At 62.2% G+C, this 18544-nt stretch carries 12 protein-coding genes and 3 pseudogenes; 4 read left to right on the forward strand and 11 right to left on the reverse strand.

Annotated elements, in window-relative coordinates:
• Positions 1 to 216: 216 nt before the first annotated feature.
• From EJ076_RS00750 to EJ076_RS00760, 4 genes and pseudogenes are all read right to left on the reverse strand, one after another.
• Positions 217 to 2523: a S9 family peptidase gene (locus tag EJ076_RS00750; protein ID WP_063169235.1), complete on the reverse strand. Its 2307-nt coding sequence runs from the start codon at positions 2521 to 2523 to the stop codon at positions 217 to 219.
• A gap of 667 nt (positions 2524 to 3190) precedes the next feature.
• A pseudogene (locus tag EJ076_RS35540) lies at positions 3191 to 3422 on the reverse strand (IS5/IS1182 family transposase); the annotation flags it as partial.
• 86 nt (positions 3423 to 3508) lie between these two features.
• Positions 3509 to 4553 (reverse strand): annotated as a pseudogene (gene fni / locus EJ076_RS00755) (type 2 isopentenyl-diphosphate Delta-isomerase).
• 88 nt (positions 4554 to 4641) lie between these two features.
• Positions 4642 to 5535: pseudogene (locus tag EJ076_RS00760) on the reverse strand (hypothetical protein); the annotation flags it as partial.
• A gap of 902 nt (positions 5536 to 6437) precedes the next feature.
• Between EJ076_RS00760 and EJ076_RS00770 the strand changes: the two are divergent.
• From EJ076_RS00770 to EJ076_RS00785, 4 genes are all read left to right on the forward strand, one after another.
• Positions 6438 to 6734: a DUF2604 domain-containing protein gene (locus EJ076_RS00770; protein ID WP_024505654.1), complete on the forward strand. Its 297-nt coding sequence runs from the start codon at positions 6438 to 6440 to the stop codon at positions 6732 to 6734.
• Positions 6727 to 7344, forward strand: a complete 618-nt coding sequence (locus tag EJ076_RS00775) for a putative metal-binding protein (protein ID WP_024505653.1) — start codon at positions 6727 to 6729, stop codon at positions 7342 to 7344. Before EJ076_RS00770 ends, EJ076_RS00775 begins: the two co-directional genes overlap by 8 nt.
• 98 nt (positions 7345 to 7442) lie before the next feature.
• Positions 7443 to 7829 carry a Mov34/MPN/PAD-1 family protein gene (locus EJ076_RS00780; RefSeq protein ID WP_236383243.1) on the forward strand — a complete coding sequence of 129 codons (387 nt, stop codon included), beginning with the start codon at positions 7443 to 7445 and terminating at the stop codon, positions 7827 to 7829.
• Positions 7830 to 7832: 3 nt separating this feature from the next.
• Positions 7833 to 9392 (forward strand): E2 ligase fold family C protein, encoded by a 1560-nt coding sequence (locus tag EJ076_RS00785; RefSeq protein ID WP_024505651.1) that lies wholly within the window; start codon positions 7833 to 7835, stop codon positions 9390 to 9392.
• A gap of 206 nt (positions 9393 to 9598) precedes the next feature.
• Here the strand turns inward: EJ076_RS00785 and EJ076_RS00790 are convergent, their stop codons facing one another.
• The 7 genes from EJ076_RS00790 to EJ076_RS00820 all read right to left on the reverse strand — a co-directional run bounded on the left by EJ076_RS00790 (position 9599) and on the right by EJ076_RS00820 (position 17566).
• Positions 9599 to 12067, reverse strand: a complete 2469-nt coding sequence (locus tag EJ076_RS00790; RefSeq protein ID WP_063169237.1) for a S8 family peptidase — start codon at positions 12065 to 12067, stop codon at positions 9599 to 9601.
• A 17-nt stretch (positions 12068 to 12084) separates the two neighbouring features.
• Positions 12085 to 13071, reverse strand: coding sequence for an ATP-binding protein (locus EJ076_RS00795; RefSeq protein WP_024505649.1), 987 nt, complete (start codon positions 13069 to 13071; stop codon positions 12085 to 12087).
• A gap of 355 nt (positions 13072 to 13426) precedes the next feature.
• Positions 13427 to 15397 carry a relaxase/mobilization nuclease RlxS gene (gene rlxS / locus EJ076_RS00800; RefSeq protein WP_063169238.1) on the reverse strand — a complete coding sequence of 657 codons (1971 nt, stop codon included), beginning with the start codon at positions 15395 to 15397 and terminating at the stop codon, positions 13427 to 13429.
• A 178-nt stretch (positions 15398 to 15575) separates the two neighbouring features.
• The gene (locus EJ076_RS00805) at positions 15576 to 16259 is read right to left on the reverse strand and encodes a lytic transglycosylase domain-containing protein (RefSeq protein ID WP_024505647.1); all 684 of its coding nucleotides are present in this window, start codon (positions 16257 to 16259) and stop codon (positions 15576 to 15578) included.
• Positions 16247 to 16699 carry a S26 family signal peptidase gene (locus tag EJ076_RS00810; RefSeq protein ID WP_244514236.1) on the reverse strand — a complete coding sequence of 151 codons (453 nt, stop codon included), beginning with the start codon at positions 16697 to 16699 and terminating at the stop codon, positions 16247 to 16249. Before EJ076_RS00810 ends, EJ076_RS00805 begins: the two co-directional genes overlap by 13 nt.
• 92 nt (positions 16700 to 16791) lie before the next feature.
• Positions 16792 to 17061: a helix-turn-helix domain-containing protein gene (locus tag EJ076_RS00815; protein ID WP_024505645.1), complete on the reverse strand. Its 270-nt coding sequence runs from the start codon at positions 17059 to 17061 to the stop codon at positions 16792 to 16794.
• A gap of 181 nt (positions 17062 to 17242) precedes the next feature.
• Entirely contained in the window at positions 17243 to 17566 is a 324-nt protein-coding gene (locus tag EJ076_RS00820; RefSeq protein WP_024505644.1) for a DUF736 domain-containing protein, read from the reverse strand.
• Positions 17567 to 18544: the final 978 nt, after the last annotated feature.

The raw sequence follows: 18544 nt of genomic DNA on the forward strand, positions 1-18544 counted from the left end.
CGCTTCACACCAGGCTGATAGGGGATCTTGCAATCGCACACACGCGGTCTGCAGGCGTGCCTATCAAGCAGTTTGCTCAGACCAACGTCGCGGCGAGCCGATCCTCAATACGCAGCGCAAGTCCTAGACTCCACGATCGTCCTTCGGTGCAGATTTGCTCGCGCCTCGCCCTGATTACAGCTGATAAGGCGAGCTAACAATTGCAAGAGCCACAAGCTATTCCAGCTCGATCGGTTTGGTGTTCCAGTCGGGCGGGGTCTGACCGAGAATGTTGCGAACGAAGAAGTCTAGGAGTTTGCGCTCGGTGTAGGTGCCTAGAGTATGGTGATTGGCACCAGGAACGTAGACCATGTCAAAATCTTTTCCTGCCTTGATGAGTCGATCGGCAAGCTGGAACGAGCAAAACGGATCGACATTATCATCCATTTCGCCGACCGCGATCATCAGCTTGCCCTGCAGCCTGTGAGCATTGTCAACGGCGGAGGATTGCGAATATTCAATGCCGACCGGCCACCCCATCCAAAGTTCGTTCCACCAGGTCTTGTCTATCCTGTTGTCGAAGCAGCCGTTTTTGGCGACGGCGACCTTGTAGAAATCGGGGTGAAAGAGCAGCGCGCTGACTGCACTCTGGCCGCCGGCGGATGCGCCAAAAATGCCGACGTTGGATATGTCGTACCATGGATATTGCGCGGCCGCCGCCTTGTGCCACAGAATGCGATCGGGAAATCCTGCGTCCTTCAGATTCTTCCAAGCAACATCATGGAAGGCGCGGGAGCGGTTGTTGGTGCCCATGCCGTCGATCTGAGCAACGACGAAGCCCAGCTGCGTGAGCGGCTCTGTCCACCGCGAGAAGGATTTTGGGACGAAGGAGCCGTGGGGTCCAGCATAGATATTCTCCACAACCGGGTATTTCTTCGTCGGGTCGAAGTTGGCTGGCAGGTGGAGCACGCCCCAGATGTCAGTTTTGCCGTCGCGCCCCTTGGAATGGAAACTGAGCGGCGGCTGCCAGCCTGCGGCGACGAGCTCAGAAATGTCGGCCGTCTCGATCTGCTGGAGCTTGGCATTGTCGCTGGCGCGGTAGAGTGCCATGCGCGGGGGCAGATCGATGCGTGACCAGAGATCGACATAATAGCGCCTGTCAGGCGAGAACTCGATATGGTGGTTGGCCGGTTCGGGCGTCAGTGCAGTCAGTCCCTTGCCGTCAAAGCCGATGCGGTAAGCATGGACCCAATAGGGGTCCTCCTGCGAGTTCATCCCGCTCGCCTCGAACCAGATCTGACGCTTGACCGGATCGACATGGTTGACCCTCCGGACGACCCACTCACCTCGCGTGATCTGGTTTTCGAGCGCGCCTGTCCGGCCGTTGAAAAGATACAAATGCTCATACCCGTCGCGCTCTGATGCCCAGATGATCTCCTTCCCGTCATCGACATCGTAACGGAAGATTTTTCCGGCATCCTCCTGGCCATGCCCCAGCGGCAAATAATCAACGAATGTCTCGCTGGTCTCATCGATCAGGGAGCGCCCGCGGCCCGAGGCGGCGTCTACCTCGACCAGGCGATAAAGCTGATGCCCGCGCTGGTTATATTCGAAAGTGAAGCCGCGGCTGTCCGCCCACCACCGGAGAGGGGAAAGTTCGAAGACGTTCGAGAAGAGGGCACCGTCAATCACGATCTGGCGCCGGCCGGCAATGTCGAACAGGACTGGCTGGGGCAGCGGAAGGACATCGCCCGGCCTGGGATAGAATTTTGTTGAATATTCCCGCTCCAACTGGTCCGTCGAAGAATTGAGGTAGCGGACCTCTCGCCTATAGCCGGGGCGAACAAGGTAAGCGGCGAGGTGGCGCGAGTCCGGCGACCAGCTCAGCGTCGAAAAGACGTAGCAATTGCCTTCGGCTCCGTCCCGGCTCAGAGGAACATCCTGCAATCCGTCCTCGCTGCGCAGGAAAACGTTGCAGTTCTTGATATAGGCGATCCATTTGCCGTCGGGCGACGCGTTGCTCTTGTCGGGGTTGTTCTCCGCTGGCGGCGTGTAGCGGTGGCTGAGCTCCCTACGGTCCCCTTTCCTTGCATCGAATGTGGTGCTGGTACAGTCATAGCTTGCAAGGTCGCAGCTCCACCGGGTGTCTTCAATCTGGAAGTCGAGCCTGCGACCATCCTCACTCAGTTCGAAACGGTCGAACGGAAGATTGCCGGCTTGATAGCTCTCATGGCTCACCTTGTTTAGCGCTGCCGCCAGACGCGCCTGATCGAAAGCGGGCCGCTTGAAACCCGTGGCAGCATCGACCTGCATGAACTGCTGCTCGCCGTGGCTAGTCCGGCGGTAGACGAAGGCTTCACCCCCGGTCAGCCAGAAAGGCATTTTGGGGACATTGACAGTGAGCCCGCCATATCGATCGTTGATCGTAAGTGCGCGCTTGAAATCGGCCGGCGCTAGCGTCGGGTGTAAACTTTTCGAACCCTTGGCCAGCGTCTGAGTTGCCGATCGCCATGCGGCGCGCGTCAAAGCGCCGATCCTGGACATACCTGTTCACTTCTTTCGGTTTTCGGAATGCTAATTTTGAAGTTGGGTTCTCGTCGCCGGTCTGCAGCAGCGCCGAAGCGTCGCCTTGGAGGAGAGCCAGCACGCGGGTGCAGCCAGGCACGCGCAACAGGGGCGCTCCTTGGACATCCAGGCACTGGTTCGGGTGCCGATTGAAGAGTTGGCGTCCGCCGCCGAAACAACCAGGAAAGAGCGTCCATGCAGCCCTGACGCGACTATTTCCCCGCGAGTATGGCCGCTTGCTTTTCTGCATCATCTGAAAGGTCCTGCTCTAGTCGGGCCGGATGTCACCCCGGCAGAAATCATTGTGCTATTTCGACAATCTCCGAGCGATTGCCGCCGGCCCATGACGAGGTTTACCGATAGGGCGCAATATGCGTGCCAAAGGAAAAGCGGTTTAAATACACGGCAATCCGCCTATGTCGCATCCCCAACATCGTCGCACACCGGACAATGCCGGACGAAATTGTCCCGGGGCGTCAAATTGGTTTGATGGTGACCCAAGGAGTTCTGGCTTTATCTGAGGCGTTCGGCCTTTTTCGAAAGCCGGACTCTTCGCGCGTTTCCGACGGCCCGAAGCGCCTGATCAAAGCTGACGGCATTCCCGGGTCTTGGCCTTGCCACAGCAGCACCTGCTGCATCAATTCCGACGGACGCTGTAGAACACCTGCAACACACGGCCCGCAGCAATTTCTCCGGCGCAACGCTGGGGCGACCGCCTTTGGCACTGCAGGCGTACATGCCGGAAAGGATGCCGTCTAGCCGCACCAGCGCTCCATTGATCATCAGCCGGTGCGGGCACCAGGATGACCGGCTGGAACGAAATCTTCCAACCGCTTCATCGTGAACAGCTGCTCCATGAACACATCGCTCCCGTCAATCGAGCCGTCTCGCCAGGGGGATCAATAGTCTGTCTTTGGCGTAGGTATTTCAGCAGCCTGCTGTTAGCGTGCGGACGACGCCGACATCAACCGGCGGACAAATGCGACGAGGGCAACAAGCGCGCCTGACGCAACGCCGCCAGATCAGCCGAGCCCGTGCAGAAGCAGGCGACGGCCAACTGGCGGATGACGATCTCGAAATGCGCGACAACGGCCCCGGTGGACACTGTCGCCGCGCCCAGCACGCTGGCCGCCTGCCCGGCGATGTCCGCGCCCAGGCGGATGGCCTTGGCCACGTCGACGCCATCGCGGATCCCGCCCGACGCGATCAGCTTCACCGTTGGCAGCGCCCGACGCACCGCCTGCACGCTGGTCAGGGTGGAATCCCCCAATCGGCGAATGACATCGCCACTGCACGGTCGGCGGCATTGCGGGCGCGCTCGCCCTCCACTGCGGCCCAACTGGTGCCGCCGGCGCCGGCGACATCGATTACCGCCACGCCCGCCTCGACGAGCGCACAGGCACCGAGGCGGACAGGCCCGCCCCCACTTCCTTGGCCACCATCGGCACGCCCACGATGCGCGCGGCGCCAGCGATCAGCGCCAGGACGCCGCGCCAGTTCGCGGTCGCCCTCCGGCTGTACCGCTTCCTGCAGCGGATTGAGATGGACGATGAGCCCATCGGCCTCCAGCGCGTCCACCGCGCGACGCGCCAGGTCCAGGCCGTCGGCCTCCCGCAGTTGCGCGGCGCCGATATTGGCCAGCAAGGGAATGTCTGGCGCCAGGCGGCGCAGCGCGCGCGTTAGCCCCTGGGAGTTGCGGGATTGCAGGCTCACACGCTGCGAACCGCACATGGCGATCCCCAAGGCTTGCGCTGCCTCGCTCAAATGCCGGTTGATGGCCTCGGCCCGTGGCATGCCGCCGGCCATAGAGCTGATCAGCAGCGGCGCGCGCATAGCCTTGCCCAGCAGCGAGGCGCGCAGGTCGATCTGCGTCAGGTCCAACTCGGGCAGTGCGCAGTGTTCGAGATGGATGTACTCCCAGCCAGCGGCCACCGTGGCCGGCGCCGTTCGCCGATCCAGCACGATGTCCAGATGTTCGTCCTTCCCCGGCTCAGGGCGGTGTCGCTCATGCTCGCTCCATCCGTAGCAGCGGGCGACGGCGTTGCGTCGGATCGAACCGACGGCAGCGCGCCCAAGCCGCCGCCTCCGGCGCGTCCAGGCCGACGCACGCTGGCCTCCCCCTGCAGCGTCGCTGCGATAGCGGCTGGTCGAAGTCTGGTAGTACTGCGCGCGGATCGCCGCCATCGCCTCGATCAACGGTCCCCACGGCGCGGGAAAGCATTCTTCCGCCATCACCCGGTGCAGCATGCGCGTATGGCCGGCCAACTCGTCGTTGAGGAACTCAACCACAGGCATAGCCGGATAGCGCTGCAGAAGCAGGATCGCCGCGTTATCGCCGGCCGACCTGTCCTTGTCGCGTCCATGCAGATCGTTCTGCAGGCGCCCTATCACTGAGATGAGCCGCAGGACCTGGCGAAACGCTGGACGCGCGCGCAAGGTCGCCATGTCCAGCCCCCACAGCAGCGACAGGCAACAGAACACGGTCCCGTAAGCGATCGAATCGATGCCGTTGTGCAGGTACTCGGCGTAAGACCAGCGTCGCGCCCCTGCCGCCTGCGCGTGTCCGGCGCGCAGCGCCGCGCAGTAGCACCGGGTATAGTCGAGAAGCCGAGCATAGTCGTGACGATCGTAAGCGAGCGCAGCCAGCGAAGCGCGCAGCTGAGCGCAGCCCTCGAATCCGGAGAGCACGCACGGTACGCCGTGCCCCAGCGCCTGCTCCAGGGCGGCGAGCTGCTCCGGCGCGATCAGGCCAACGTCGTTGCAATCGTCTAGCCAGAACAGCAGCGCCAGTTCGCGATAGAACGCCACGATCAGCGTTTCGTCCTGCGGATCGCGGCCGGTGCGGGCGCTGGTGTCGCGCAGGCTCGGGTGAATGCGTTGCAGGATATACTGGCCGCCCCTTACCGCTTCCTCAGCATGCTCATCCGCGAAACCGGTCAGGGCACGCCCCCACTCAAGCACCTGCTGCAGCGCGCGTTCGGTCTGGATCATGGCGCCGCCCCTGCTCCCTCGGCTACGACGCGCCGCCCACAACGAAGCGCCAGCCACAACCCGGCGAGACCGCATCTCCGCGCCATAACGGCGATCGCGAAGTTATCGATCCGATTGCCAGTTGCTGATGCAAGCTCTTGTGAACGGCCGTTAGGACCGGCCCGCAGCCTCGCCGGCAGTATCGAGCAATCCGCTTGCGCCGGCTCGCCATAGCAGGCGAGGACGGCAAGGTCGCCGGCGGCAAACGCACGCGAGCACATTGCAAGCGACATCCGCGAACGCGGCGCCGACTGGTCAGCCTCCGCCTCGGTGCCCGCATATGTCCGCGAGTCGAGCAGCGCCTTCGCCACGAAATGAGCAGAACGCCTTACGAGCATCGACCGCCGGCTGCTGCGCATGCGCGATGATGAGGCATGGTCTCGCAGCGGACCCGTTCCGACAGATGCTGCACCAGGGACGAGGCGACCTTATCCAACAAGGCACCACTTGCGCTGTTTGTGGAGACGAGCGTCGGCTGCATCCATGCGGCTGCTTGAGTGGTGAAGACTCTGAACGACGGTTCCTACGGCGCTGCCGGCGCAATCGGCTGCTTGGGGGACGCGTGACGCAGTCAAAGCTCCCCTTGCCAAGCACGGAGCAGGCGAGTGAGAGAGCAGATGAATAGGCGTGTCGCCAATATTTTTGCATTGCTCTAATCGATTATAGTTGTGAGGAGCAATTTGAGACCATTTACTTGCGGCTCAAGTCACCCATAAAAGAAGGCAAGCACCGATTCGGTAGCTTATCCCCTGTCTTTCGCGTACTCGCGGCCGTGGCGCCGGGTGAACGATTGAAGACCGCCGGTCTCACTCGCAGGTGGGCGCCAGGGCGTGGGGCGGTTGGCAAGCCACAGGAGTAGGACAATGTCGAAGGATTCGGGTAAGGGCGATAATCACGGCGGCGGACCGGGCAAGATCGAGATCACGGTGGTGGTGAACGGCCAGCCCACGCAGGTCGAAGCCAATCCCAACCAGCCGCTTCACGTCATTCGTACCAAAGCCCTTGAGAACACGCAGAATGTCGCCCAACCAGCCGAGAATTGGGAATTCAAGGATGAGGCCGGCAACTTGCTCGATGTCGACAAGAAGCTTGGCGACTTCGGTTTCCCGAATACTGTGACCCTGTTCCTCAGCCTGAAGGCGGGCGTCGCAGGTGCCTAAACACCAAAGTGTGGATCCGGAGGTCTCCCGAGCGAAGTTTGATCGGGAGATCGGCCGGTTCCGGCCATATGCTGATGTCTATCGGGCTCAGGGCTGCTTCTTGATCGAGGCGACCTTTCCGCGCGCTTTCTTCATTTTCGCCAGCCCCAAGTTAAAGCCACGGGTGGTCAGCGCAGCGAGCGAGGTCGACTTCACCGACTACGACTTAAGACCACCGTCCGTGGTCTTCGTCGATCCGTTTACGCGTCATCCGATTGCCCGGAAAGATCTATACCTGAAAATGCTTAGACGTCCGCCGCTGCCCGGAACGCCGCCGGAGATGATAGGAGCTCTCATCCAGCAGAACGCCGTGCCGCTGACGGACTTCATCCAGGCCAACAGTCCCGAGGACGAACCATTCCTGTGCATGGCGGGCGTCCGGGAATACCACGACAATCCAGCCCATTCAGGTGATCCATGGCTGCTTCATCGGGGTTCTGGCGAAGGCTGTTTGGCCTTCATCCTGGACAAGATCATCAAGTACGGAATCGTTCCTATAGAGCAGTTGCAGATTCAACTCCAACCGACAATCGTAGGAATGGTGGTATCCCCTCAGGCGATACAAGAATGACTGGTTTGAGAGATGTAACGATCGTGACTCTCCCGCGCGGCTGCATCTCGACCACGCATGGGCATCTGCGCTCAGTTGGTCGCGAGGGCAATGAGGGGATGGCGCTCTGGGTCGGCGTTCAGCAAGAGCGGCACTTTGCCGTAACAGAGACGGTTATCCCGGCGCAGCGTCACATTCGGACAAACGATGGCGTTTGCGTGATCGTTGCGGCCGAAGAACTGCACCGGCTCAATGTCTGGCTCTACAAAAGCGGCCTGAAACTCTTGGCCCAGATTCACAGCCATCCGGGCCGCGCCTACCATTCGACGACGGACGACGCTTATGCGGTTGCTACCACGGTTGGGTGTCTGTCGCTGGTAGTGCCGAATTTCGCCCGCGAGCCTTTCGATTTTGCTCGGGTCGCCGCCTATCGGCTTGACGAAAAGGCCAAATGGAATGCGCTCCCTCCCGCGGCACTGTCGCGAATGATCATGATATCGAGTTGAACAATGGCATTCGCTAACTTCATCGATCGCGCCGCCACGGCGGCATCTCAGGTCCTGGCCGATTTTCATCTGGGAGACTTCAAAGCAGCTCTTGAAAAGCAGGTCGTGGCAGTCGCCTTCGACCATCAGGCCGCTTCCTGCGCCGAAGGCCAGGCGACACTAGATCTTGCGGTGAGATTGCTCGCTAGGCTCTACCCGGTTCTGGCGATACTCCCGCTGGACAGCGCGGCGAGCTCTCAAGCCCAAGCGCTGGAGCGCTTGGCAAAGTCGATCAATCCAAAAGTCGGCATCCGGCGTTCCGGCAAGTCTGCCACCGTCTGCGTCGTTGCAGGGGTAACGCGCCCATCACTCCGGTGCCCGATCTTTTTCGTGGGATCGGACGGTTGGGCGGCAAAGCTGTCGCGTACGGACCCGGTGGGCTCTGGCCCAAGTCTGCTGCCTTATGGAGCTGGCGCCGCCAGTTGCTTCGGCGCCGCCAACGTCTTTCGAACTATCTTCGCTGCCCAGTTGACCGGCGCCGAGTTGGACGAAACCATCGACCTCTCGCTATGCAGCTACGACAAGACCAAAGCCGGAGAGCCTGGCCCGATCGACTTCCCAGTCGACCTTGGCGAAACCCACCTCGTTGGGCTCGGTGCGATAGGCCATGGCTCGCTTTGGGCGCTAGCGAGACAACCCGATCTCAAAGGTCGTCTGCATGTAATCGATCACGAAGCGATCGAACTCTCAAACCTGCAGCGCTACGCATTGGCTGGCCAGGCGGAGATTGGTATGTCCAAAGCGGTTCTTGCAGCCACCGCCCTTAGATCGACTGCCCTTGAGGTCGAGGCGCACCCTCTGACGTGGGCAGAATATGTTGCGCGCCGGGGCAATTGGGTCTTCGACCAAGTGGGTGTGGCGCTTGACACCGCCGCCGACCGTCTGGCTGTCCAAGGTGCACTGCCGCGATGGATCGCAAACGCTTGGACGCAGGAGCACGATCTCGGTATCTCCCGGCATGGTTTCGATGACGGCCAGGCTTGCCTTTGTTGCATGTACCTGCCATCCGGAAAATCCAAGGACGAGCACCAGCTGATTGCCGAGGAACTCGGAATACCGGAAGCACACGAGCAGGTGAAAACGCTCCTGCAGACCAATGCCGGAGTTCCCAACGACTTTGTAGTTCGCGTGGCTACAGCGATGGCTGTGCCGTTTGAACCGCTAGCCCCGTTTGTCGGCCAGCCCCTGCGCTCCTTTTATCAGCAGGCTATCTGCGGCGGTCTGGTGTTCCAGCTTAGCGAAGGAAGTCGCCGCGTTCGAACTGTGGTTCCGATGGCCTTTCAGTCGGTGCTTGCCGGGATTATGCTTGCCGCGGATTTGGTCAAACATAGTGCGGGGTTTCCCATGAGCCCGACGACGAGCACTCGGGTGAATCTTCTGCGCCCCCTTGGCTCTCACTTGCACGATCCGAAGGCCAAGGACTCCAGCGGCCGCTGCATCTGTAGCGACGACGATTTCATTGCCGCTTACAGGCGCAAATACGGCGAGCGCGTTGATCAGGTAAGCGATGTCTCGGCCGCCTAAACAGACGCGCACCTCTCCGTAGACGCAGGGGGCGCGGCTTGTGGGCGTGACCATGGGCGCCATTATCACACGCTTGGCCCGCTCCTTTGCCGGCCTATCGTCCTCCGCGCATGATCCCTGTTGCCGACGTGATGATCCAGCACCAGCCGCCATGGCACCAGAGGCTGGTCAAACCTCCGTTGTTGGCCGATTTGGACAGTGCTGCATCAGGTCTCGACCGACGTCTCGACAGTCAGGGCTGCTTCGACGGGTGTGAAGATGTCAACATCGACCCCAGGCGCCCGCATCGTCACAATCAGGGCGTACCGAGCCAGAGCGTCGACGCGTTCCAGGTAAGGCTTCTCCTTCCACCAGCCCCCGACCGGGAACACGCCGATCGCATCACGCTCGGCGAGATCGGCGGCGCTGCCCGACCAGAAATCGGCGTGCAACGAGCCGCGATCGCGGAAGGTGCCGAGCAGCCACTCTTCTCCGCCTCCAGCAGGCGCCCCTTCCTCCTCGTCCCGAGCGGCCTGATTGATGCGGGCTCGGAATTCGTCGACTGTCTCGGTCGCTGACTTTACTCTGAACCGAAGACCATGGGACGCGTAACGATGCCGGCGGGTCCATCCGCGTTCACCGGGGTTGGGTTCGATGAAATAGGACAGCGTGACGCGGAGCTCGACCTGGGCAGCGCCGAGCGCCGCGAGCTGCTCCTTCGGCCAAGGCAGGCGATGCAGCTTCATGTCACGCGTTTTGGCAGCCGCGCCGCCCTCGCGCTGGAAAGGCTGAAGCTCATCTTCAACGATAAGCGTGAGGTCGTTCACCGTTGACAGAAGCGCGCGCCCAAGATCTGGCACGCCGTAACCATAGCGCCGCACGAGCGCCTGGATCTCGCCCTTCGCTCCGTTGCACGCATCGATGCGTGCGCGCATCGCCGGAGTCCATTCGGCCGAGTGGACGATCAGGGCGCGAACCGTTTCAGGCCACAGCTCGGGGCGCGCTGATAGAATTAGTCCCGCCATCCGTGCGGCATGGGCCGTTGCCGCGCTCGTATCTCCGAGGGTGGTGAAGTGGCGCAGTTCGGGTCGATAGAAAGTGGTCAATATCTGCAGATCGTCGATCGGCTCGCCAGGCAACACACCGTCATGGGCGAGATTGCCGCCTTCGAAGACGACCTCGGGCTTCACCGGCCACTGCCTGTCCCAAACGACCGAAGTGCGACTGCGCGGCGAGAGCTCGCCGACCGGCGCGATCGGAGCGTAGCCCGCAAAGTCGGTGTCAATGATATCGACCTTTTCTGTGAAAGCGCCGACCGTCAGCGCATTCCAGGCCTGAGAAGGATCATCGACTGCTTCCAGATCGTTGCGCGTCAAATGCTCGGCCGGCATGAGGTCATCGCCGATGTTGCCGGCAGAGAGAACGATCAAGCGTCGCTGCTCCTCTTCGAAACAGAGTTGGTCGATAGCGGCAGACCACGATGTGGGCCTTCCACGCGCCGGACTGGCGCTTGTCACAGCCATTGCGATCGCGCGGCGGCGCTCCGGCGCCTGCACCTCGGCGCGGGCGATCGCTTCCGCGGTGATCGAGCCATAGAGTTCTGGATCGTTTGCCTCGTCTTCTGGCGGAAGGATACGGACACTCTCCAGCCGAAAGGGCAATGGAACTGGATCGCCTCCGACCAGGAGCGGGACCAGATCACCGTACAGGCCGACACCTGCCATTCGCGTCCCGTGGCCGCTCCACGCAGGTGTGTCGTCGCTGCCCCATGCCGGTTTGACGGTGTGCCAGTCTTCAACGGCAAGTGCGGGTTCGATCAACGGGTGGGTGCGACGTACGCCGCTGTCGAGAATGCAGACCGCAATATCGGATTGAGGCGGTCTGACGCGCCCGAGAAGCTCGTCGCTCCAGTCCCTTTGCTCCGCGCCGCCAAGGCCCATGAAGAAGGACGGCGTATCCTTCGCGCGCCGCAGCTCGGCGACGACATCGCTGTGCGCAATCATGCGGTCGAGCATTGCCGTGCTGGCGAGTGCCAGCATGACCACCCGCTCCGGAAACCTGACCGCATGCGTGCGCAAAGTGATGTTCAGGGCTTCGGCAATGTGCTCGAAGTTCTCGCGGCGACCGTCGCGCAGCCAGACTTCCCACCACACCTGCTCGTCAGCGGCCTGGGGGAAGAGGTCGTCGTGGTCGGTAAACAACGATCGTGCAGTCGCCAGCCTGACTGTCTCCATGCGGGAGACGAGCGGCTCGTTGCGCGGTCTGCCGCGGTCAGTGTCAACGTCTCGATACGCCTCGACTTTCCGCAAATAATAGGCTTGCGCGCTTTGCGGCAGGAACACCGACGCTGTGATGGGAGCACCGGGTTGAGTTGGCTCATGGACGGCGACCAGCTCCATGTGCTGGCGACGATCGGCCAACTGGTCGAGGGCCGCCCGTCCGGACATGGGCAGATCGATCTCGAGGTAAAAGCCAGGCGTGCCGACCGACAGCTGGGGGTCACGCGCCGCAATCTGCTGGCGTGCACTTTCGACCGCTTGTTCGATGGATTGCGTCAAGGCCGCAGCATGCGACGCCCGATCACGCGCCGGCAGCGGCGGTGCATGTATAAGTTGGTTGGGCCGCCGATAGGCTTCCCGAATGCCGTTGTTGCGAAGGTGGATATGGGCGCGGTCGCGCGGAAAATCGTCTGCCATTATGATCTGTGCTGTCGCTACTCAGACAGCGAAGCCTGCCGGCGTTCCTTCAGAGCGTCGATGAGCGCTTCCGAGGTGATCCGCTTCCCCCCCCGCAATATGATGGTTTTTGCAGCGTCGTCGGCCGCGCGGGTGATCTCGGCCTGCGACAGTCTCTCTGCCTGAGAGATCGCCTCGTTCCAGGCAAGCCCTCTGGTGTCGAAGCGGTCGAGTCGAGCCCGAAGCAGCGCCTCGATAATCGGCCGATCGGGCACGGCGTATTCGATGACATCGTCGAAACGGCGGAACAAAGCTCTGTCGAGCAGCTCGGGATGATTTGTTGCCGCAATAATCAGGCTGTGGCTGTCGTCTTGCTCGAGAAACTGCAGAAACGAATTCAGCACGCGCCGAATCTCGCCAACATCCTGGCGTTCGCCTCGACGCGCGCCGATGGCATCGAATTCGTCAAAGAAGTAGACGCCCCGCGTCGCCTGCATTGCATCAAAAACAAGCCGCAGCTTTCCGGCAGTCTCTCCCATGAACTTGGTGATCAAACCATCGAGGACGATCATGAAAAGGGGCAGATGAAGCTCCCCGGCCAATGCCGATGCGGTCATCGTCTTGCCTGATCCTGGCGGGCCGACCAGAAGCAGTTTGCGACGGGGAACAAGCCCGTGCTCGCGCAAGCTTGCTTGTTGGCGCTGCTCTCCCAGCACGCGGTGCAGGCGCGAGCGCAGACTGTCCGGCAAAATCATGTCCGTCAGTCGCAGGTCCGGATAGCGCACATGCAGGAGGCCTGCGAGTTCGCCCTTTGGCTGAAAAAGGGGAACCGGCCGACTGCTCTTGGCAATCCGGGCGTCCCTGCTCTTGGCTGCGTCGACCAGATCCTTGAGCTCCTGAGCAAGCTTGCCATGGCCTTGACGTGCCTCATGCGCAGCAAGCTGCATCGCGATAGAGAGGAAACGATCCTCGTCGCCGGCAATGTGGCTTTTAAGCAGCGTCACGATATGGCGGGCCGTGGTCATGGCTCTCTTCTGGGGTATCCGTTTACTTGGCGAAGCGCATGCAACCTAAACGCTTTCAACGGCGATTTGTAACGCGCAATGGTGTTTTTTCTCTTGTCGATGTTCGCCCGTGGCAACTTCAGCGGTGAACTGTTGCGCCGCGGTCATAGGCCAGCCGGAATAACGCCGGCCAGCAGACAACAGTCCGCATCTTCGAGCGCTCGAAGTCTGGCCACTCACGCAGCGTGTCGGGTCCGAACGCTCCAAAGCCGCCCCGCCTGGCAGGTCCATGCGACCGATTGCGGGCGTGCGGCCATAAGGTCTACGCGGGCTCGCATGGCTGCCCGCGCCGCTGGCTAAAAAGCTGTACACCATCTCACGAAACACCAGGTCCGCTCCTTTGCCGGCCGACGGTCCATGAAATCCCCTCCCCACTCACGACACCGGAGACCTCCTTGCCCACATGGCGCTCAAGCACCGGCCGCCATGGCACCAGCGTGAACTCGCGCGACTTTTCAACGACGGCATATTTTCCGCTGGCAAGCTCGACGGAGCGGCGGAGCGTACCCTCTACTCGTCCTCCGAATCGCGCTTCGGCATAGGGCAGGCCAAGTTCCTCCGACAGTTGGCCAGCAACACGGTTCAGTTCTCGCTGGCGCAGGATCGAAAGCATGTTGGCTCGATAGACGATCCCATCCTGTTCTTTATGCGCGAGGCCTTGCGCGATCAGCCACTGCCGCCGGCGAGCTTGCGCCTCTCTCACGTCGCGGCCGAAGCCGGATCCGTGCAAAGGCTCGGGTCTATCGGCAACCAGCTCCCGGTCGAGCCAGGTGGCGCCGTTGAAGCTGACCTGTCGCTCCAGCGCCATTGAGGAGAGCTTGTCGGCAACGACAGGCTCGGCCCTGGCCCGCTGGCCCTCATAATTCGCGACGCGATCGAGATGGTCCGGCGCGATGAGCCAGGTGCCGTTCGGCTCTCGCTCAACGCCGCCGGTCGCGCGGCGGATCGCCTCCAGCCGCCGCACATGCGTTCGCGCAAAGCTCTCGGTGGCGGATGGGTCATGCTTCAGGTGCATATCGACGTCGTAACGGCCGCCATGCGCGGCGGCGATTTCGGCGATGGTACGATCGACCTGCCTCGGCTCGGTGTTCCTTGGCGCGACACGCACGATGCAGCCATTAGGCATCGTTTCCATCGCCTCGCCTCTACCGATGTTGATCCAATGGCTCTTACCGTCGACGGCGTCGACGATCATGTAATGGCGGTCATTGATCTCGTCGGCCAGTCCACGCGCGACAACGCGACCGACGAGAGACTGGACGGGCTCGCCGGATCGATCGTGGATCACCCAGTCGGCGGCCCTGCGGGCAAGCCCCTTGCCGGTCAGTTCGCGGTGCATGGTCTTGATGATGTCGCCGCGTTCGCCGGTGCGGCGCAGCGTGGCTTCGAGCTCATCGTCGAGGCGCCAGGAGCCAGCGCCGACCTCCGCGGCCAGACCCATCCGCTCGAGCTTGCGCAGCCGTCCCTGGTGCAGCGTCTGGCGAATGGCGTCGGGACCGCCCGGCGAGACCAGGCCGTCATCATCACGCATGCTGAGCAGCCGACGGTCGATGCTGGTGAAGCGTTCCTGCTCCATTTCCCGGCGCAGGCGAAGCTCAATCTCGCGGTCGGTTCGCGGACCGAGATCGAGGCTGACCAGCTCGGCCGCCCGCTCGCGGATGCCAGATGAGATATATTCGCGCGCGATGACCAGGTTCTCGCCACGGTCGTCCCTGCCACGGACGATGATGTGGCTGTGCGGGTGGCCGGTGTTGAAATGATCGACCGCGACCCAGTCGAGCTTCGTGCCGAGGTCTTCCTGCATCTGCGCCATGAGCCGCCGCGTCAGCGCCTTGAGGTCGTCGTACTCGATGCCGTCTTCGGCAGCGACGATGAAGCGGAACTGATGGCGGTCGCCGTCCGCGCGATCGATGAACGCCTTGCCGTCGACGCGGCCGCTGTCGGCGCCGTAGAGCTCGCCAGGTTCACCTTCGCGGGTGACCCCGTCGCGCTGAAGATAGCGTAGATGGGCACGCGCCCCGTCCGCGCCCTTGCCGGCGAGCTTGACGACCCGCGCCTTGACGATCACCCGGCGCTGGCGGAAGGCGGCATACCGGTCGCGCGATTTCAGCAGTGCGGCGGCCGCCCCGCCGCGCCCTGTCCGGCTTCCTGTGAAGCGACCACCGCGTTGCGGCCGGCCGCCAGCCCGGTTGATCGCCGCACGAACCTGGCCGGCATAGCGTTTGCCGGCCTTCGAGCCGCGCGACCCGATTTTGCCGAGCTTCGGCCTGAACTCGTCATCCTTAATGCGAGCCTCCCAGACATATCAAGCAAAATCAGACACTTACACGTCAAACCCTCTTGGCACCGGCGGCAGCCTCCCGGAAAAACGATGTGCAGACAAAGATTTAACCGCCTCCTGGAGGCGGTACCTTTATCTTGCCTTCCGCGCCCAGCCCCGCCAGACGCGCCCCCGTCCGCCATGGCTAACGCACCGGCTCCTTCGGCTGCGCGCCGTCCTTGCCGAGCGGCACGAAGAGATCGCCGTTTCGCACGCCTGAGTGAACACCGTCATGAATGAAGAACAGCGACCGTCCGAGAGGAGCGATTTGCGCCTTTGGAGCGACAGATTGGCTTTCGAACGCCTCGATGTCGGCCGCCGAAACTCCGGCCGCCTTGAGTTGGTCGAGGTACTCGACGGTCTCTTCTGGCAGCGGTTTGCCACGCTTCAAATGCTCGTCGTAGCGCTCGGGACCGGCATTGTAGGCGCCAAACAGGCCAGGAAATCCGAAGCGGTCATACATGGCACTGAGATAGGCCGTGCCGGCCAGGATATTGTCGCGCGGATCGTGGGGGTTAGGCCCAAGGCCGTGTTCGACCCGCATCTCTTCATAGGTGCCGGGCATCACCTGCATGAGGCCCATGGCGCCAGCGGGGGAGGTGATGGGGCGGCCGCCGCGCATTGTCTTGCCGCCGCTTTCGGCAGCCATGACGGCATAGATCCAGGCTTGGGGAATATGGAAGCGCCGGCTTGCTTCCGATACCAACGTCTGCCACTTTCGCAGCTGCGGACTTTGGGAGATGGCGACCGGCTCAGCGCCGGTCGAGGCGGAACAGGCGCATGGCGCAATGGCGATCATGCCCAACAAGAGGAGGGTCACTCGGTCCATAGTGGTACGAGCCTCCCGATGACATTTTGAGTGGGAACAGGCCCGAAATAGCGGCTGTCGAAGGAGCGGTTTTTGTCGCTGCCGAGCAGGAAAACCTCGTTATCCCCGAGCGCTCGGCAGCCGTTCCACCATGGCAAAGGTCGGCCTTCGGCGTCGATTTTGAGCCGGCGCGCGACGATGTCGCCGCCGATGATGATGGCGTCATTGAAGGCGCAGACATTATCGTCCGGCAGCGCTGCAAGACGTTTTGCCAGCGGCACATTGCGAGGCAGATAGCTGCGCTCGGCGGCGAGATACGCCGCGTATTCAGGCGGGCGCACGAGCACGAGATCGCCACGCGCCAGCGCTCCCGCAGCGATGCGGTAAAGGCCGATCGGCGCGCTGGCCGAGGCGTTCCAGACCAGCCAAGGGGCGGGCTTTCCCAGCGCCGTGAAGCCCAAAAGACCGAGACCGGCCGCGGCCAAGGCGACCGTCTTACGGGCTCGAACACGCCTCAGGCGGCTGCCGATCAGATGGATGGAAGGGCGCCGCCTCATGAACGGCCTCCCGTGCCGCCCTGGCCGGAACCGGCCTTGCCATCGCCGGCGATGGAGTGCTGCGGGTGTCCTTTCGACCAATGGTCGAGTTCGTCGATGTGATAGCGGACATAGCGGCCGTGCTTGCGGAATTTCGGGCCGCCGCCCTTGAGCCGCATCTTTTCGAGCGTGCGCTGGGAGAGCCCGATATAGAAGGCGGCTTGGGCTGTGCTGAGAAACGGGCTGCCCTTTTTCGCGCGGGCCGCGCGTTCGTTTTCGTCGTCCATGATGATCCTCGTTTCGCTTCGGACAAGCGAGGGCGAGGATGGGCGAGGGAGATCGTCTCGGGGACGGGCGAAGAGTCGGGGGAGAGTTTTCGCCGCCCTTTAGGGCGGACGGGGTTTGGGTGGAACTCCTGGGAATGAGCCCCGCGCCGGGGCTGCGGCGCGAGGCTCTTATCTCGGCCGGTCAGTCGGCCGGGTTCCAGATGATGGCGTAGGTGTCGTGATCGTCCTGGCCGGCGGCTCGGCCGAGATTGGCGTAGAGCTTGCGCGGTCCGAACTCCGGCGCTGCAATCGACAGGCTCACATAATCCTTGCCGGAAGTCTCGCCGGTGCGGATCCAGCCAGCGCCGACTTCGACCCCTTGCGTAAGCACCCGGAAGTCGGGATGGTTATCGGCGCTCTTGGCCTGGTTGGGGACGATATCGATGTCGGCGCGGACGCTGAGCGTCTTGAACTGGCCCTTGTAGGCGCCGTTTTCCTGCTTGTTGACGTAACCGATCGCGGTCATTTCGAAGTCTCCTTTTGTGGTTTCGCCGGGGACCATCCCCTGCGATGGCGCACCGTAATGGGCGCGTCAGGACCGCCTGAATCCGACAGGGCCGCAGCGACAGTGAAGGACCCGAGCGGGCAGCTTTTTTGTGAGCGAAGCGGCGCGAGGAAGCCGCCGCAGGCGGCGGGGAAAAAAGCTGATGGCGCGAGGGTTTCGGGCGGCCGGACCCGCCCATAGGTCGACAAGCCAGCCGCAGGGATGGTCCTTGGAGAGAGCATGGAGACCGCTCGCCAAGTGCGGTCTGTCAGCCAAGCAGGACGCCGGGATGAAACGGCCTGCAAAGATGCTGCGCCCTTATGCCGGATCGAGATCGTGCCAGCGGGTCGGGCGCCAGAGCAGACATCCGGCATGGTGCGATCTATGAAAGCAGGGCTCGCCAGCGGGAATTTGATACGCGAGGGGGCCAAAGTAAGGCTGGATGAGAAGCCGGTGCTACCTGCAGGTCCAGTGTCATGTGGCGGCGCTCGGGAAACCGCTACGCAATGTAACGCGCTCTTATGAGGCGAACAGACCGGCCCCAAAACCGATCGACCGGTGGTCGGCGCGAAACGCGTCATGCCTGTCCGAAAGCTGACAGTGGCAGAAGACGCATGTCGGGTTCCGCACAATTGACCATGCTGGATTTGTGAGGTTTTCAGGGAGAGCCATGCGTTCACTTCCCAGTGAGCTTTGGCACGGCATTTGCTCTTGATGTGGCAACACGGATCGAAGGTTGACTGCATGCACAAGCGCGAGATGAGCAATGCTCTCCTTTCCTGGAGGCTTGGCAGCAGATTCGATTTGACGTTGCGAGGAGCTTCAGCCGCTCGCGGCGGAAGTGATCTCAAATCTGAAGGCACCGTTGGGGCCGCAGCCATCAAACACATCTTTCTCTTTTTCGCAGCTCGTCTTCAACGCGATGCGGACTTCTTCGCGTCGACGGCGGCCGAAGGTGGA

It is taken from the genome of Mesorhizobium sp. M7D.F.Ca.US.005.01.1.1, from assembly GCF_003952545.1.
GTDB lineage: Bacteria > Pseudomonadota > Alphaproteobacteria > Rhizobiales > Rhizobiaceae > Mesorhizobium > Mesorhizobium loti.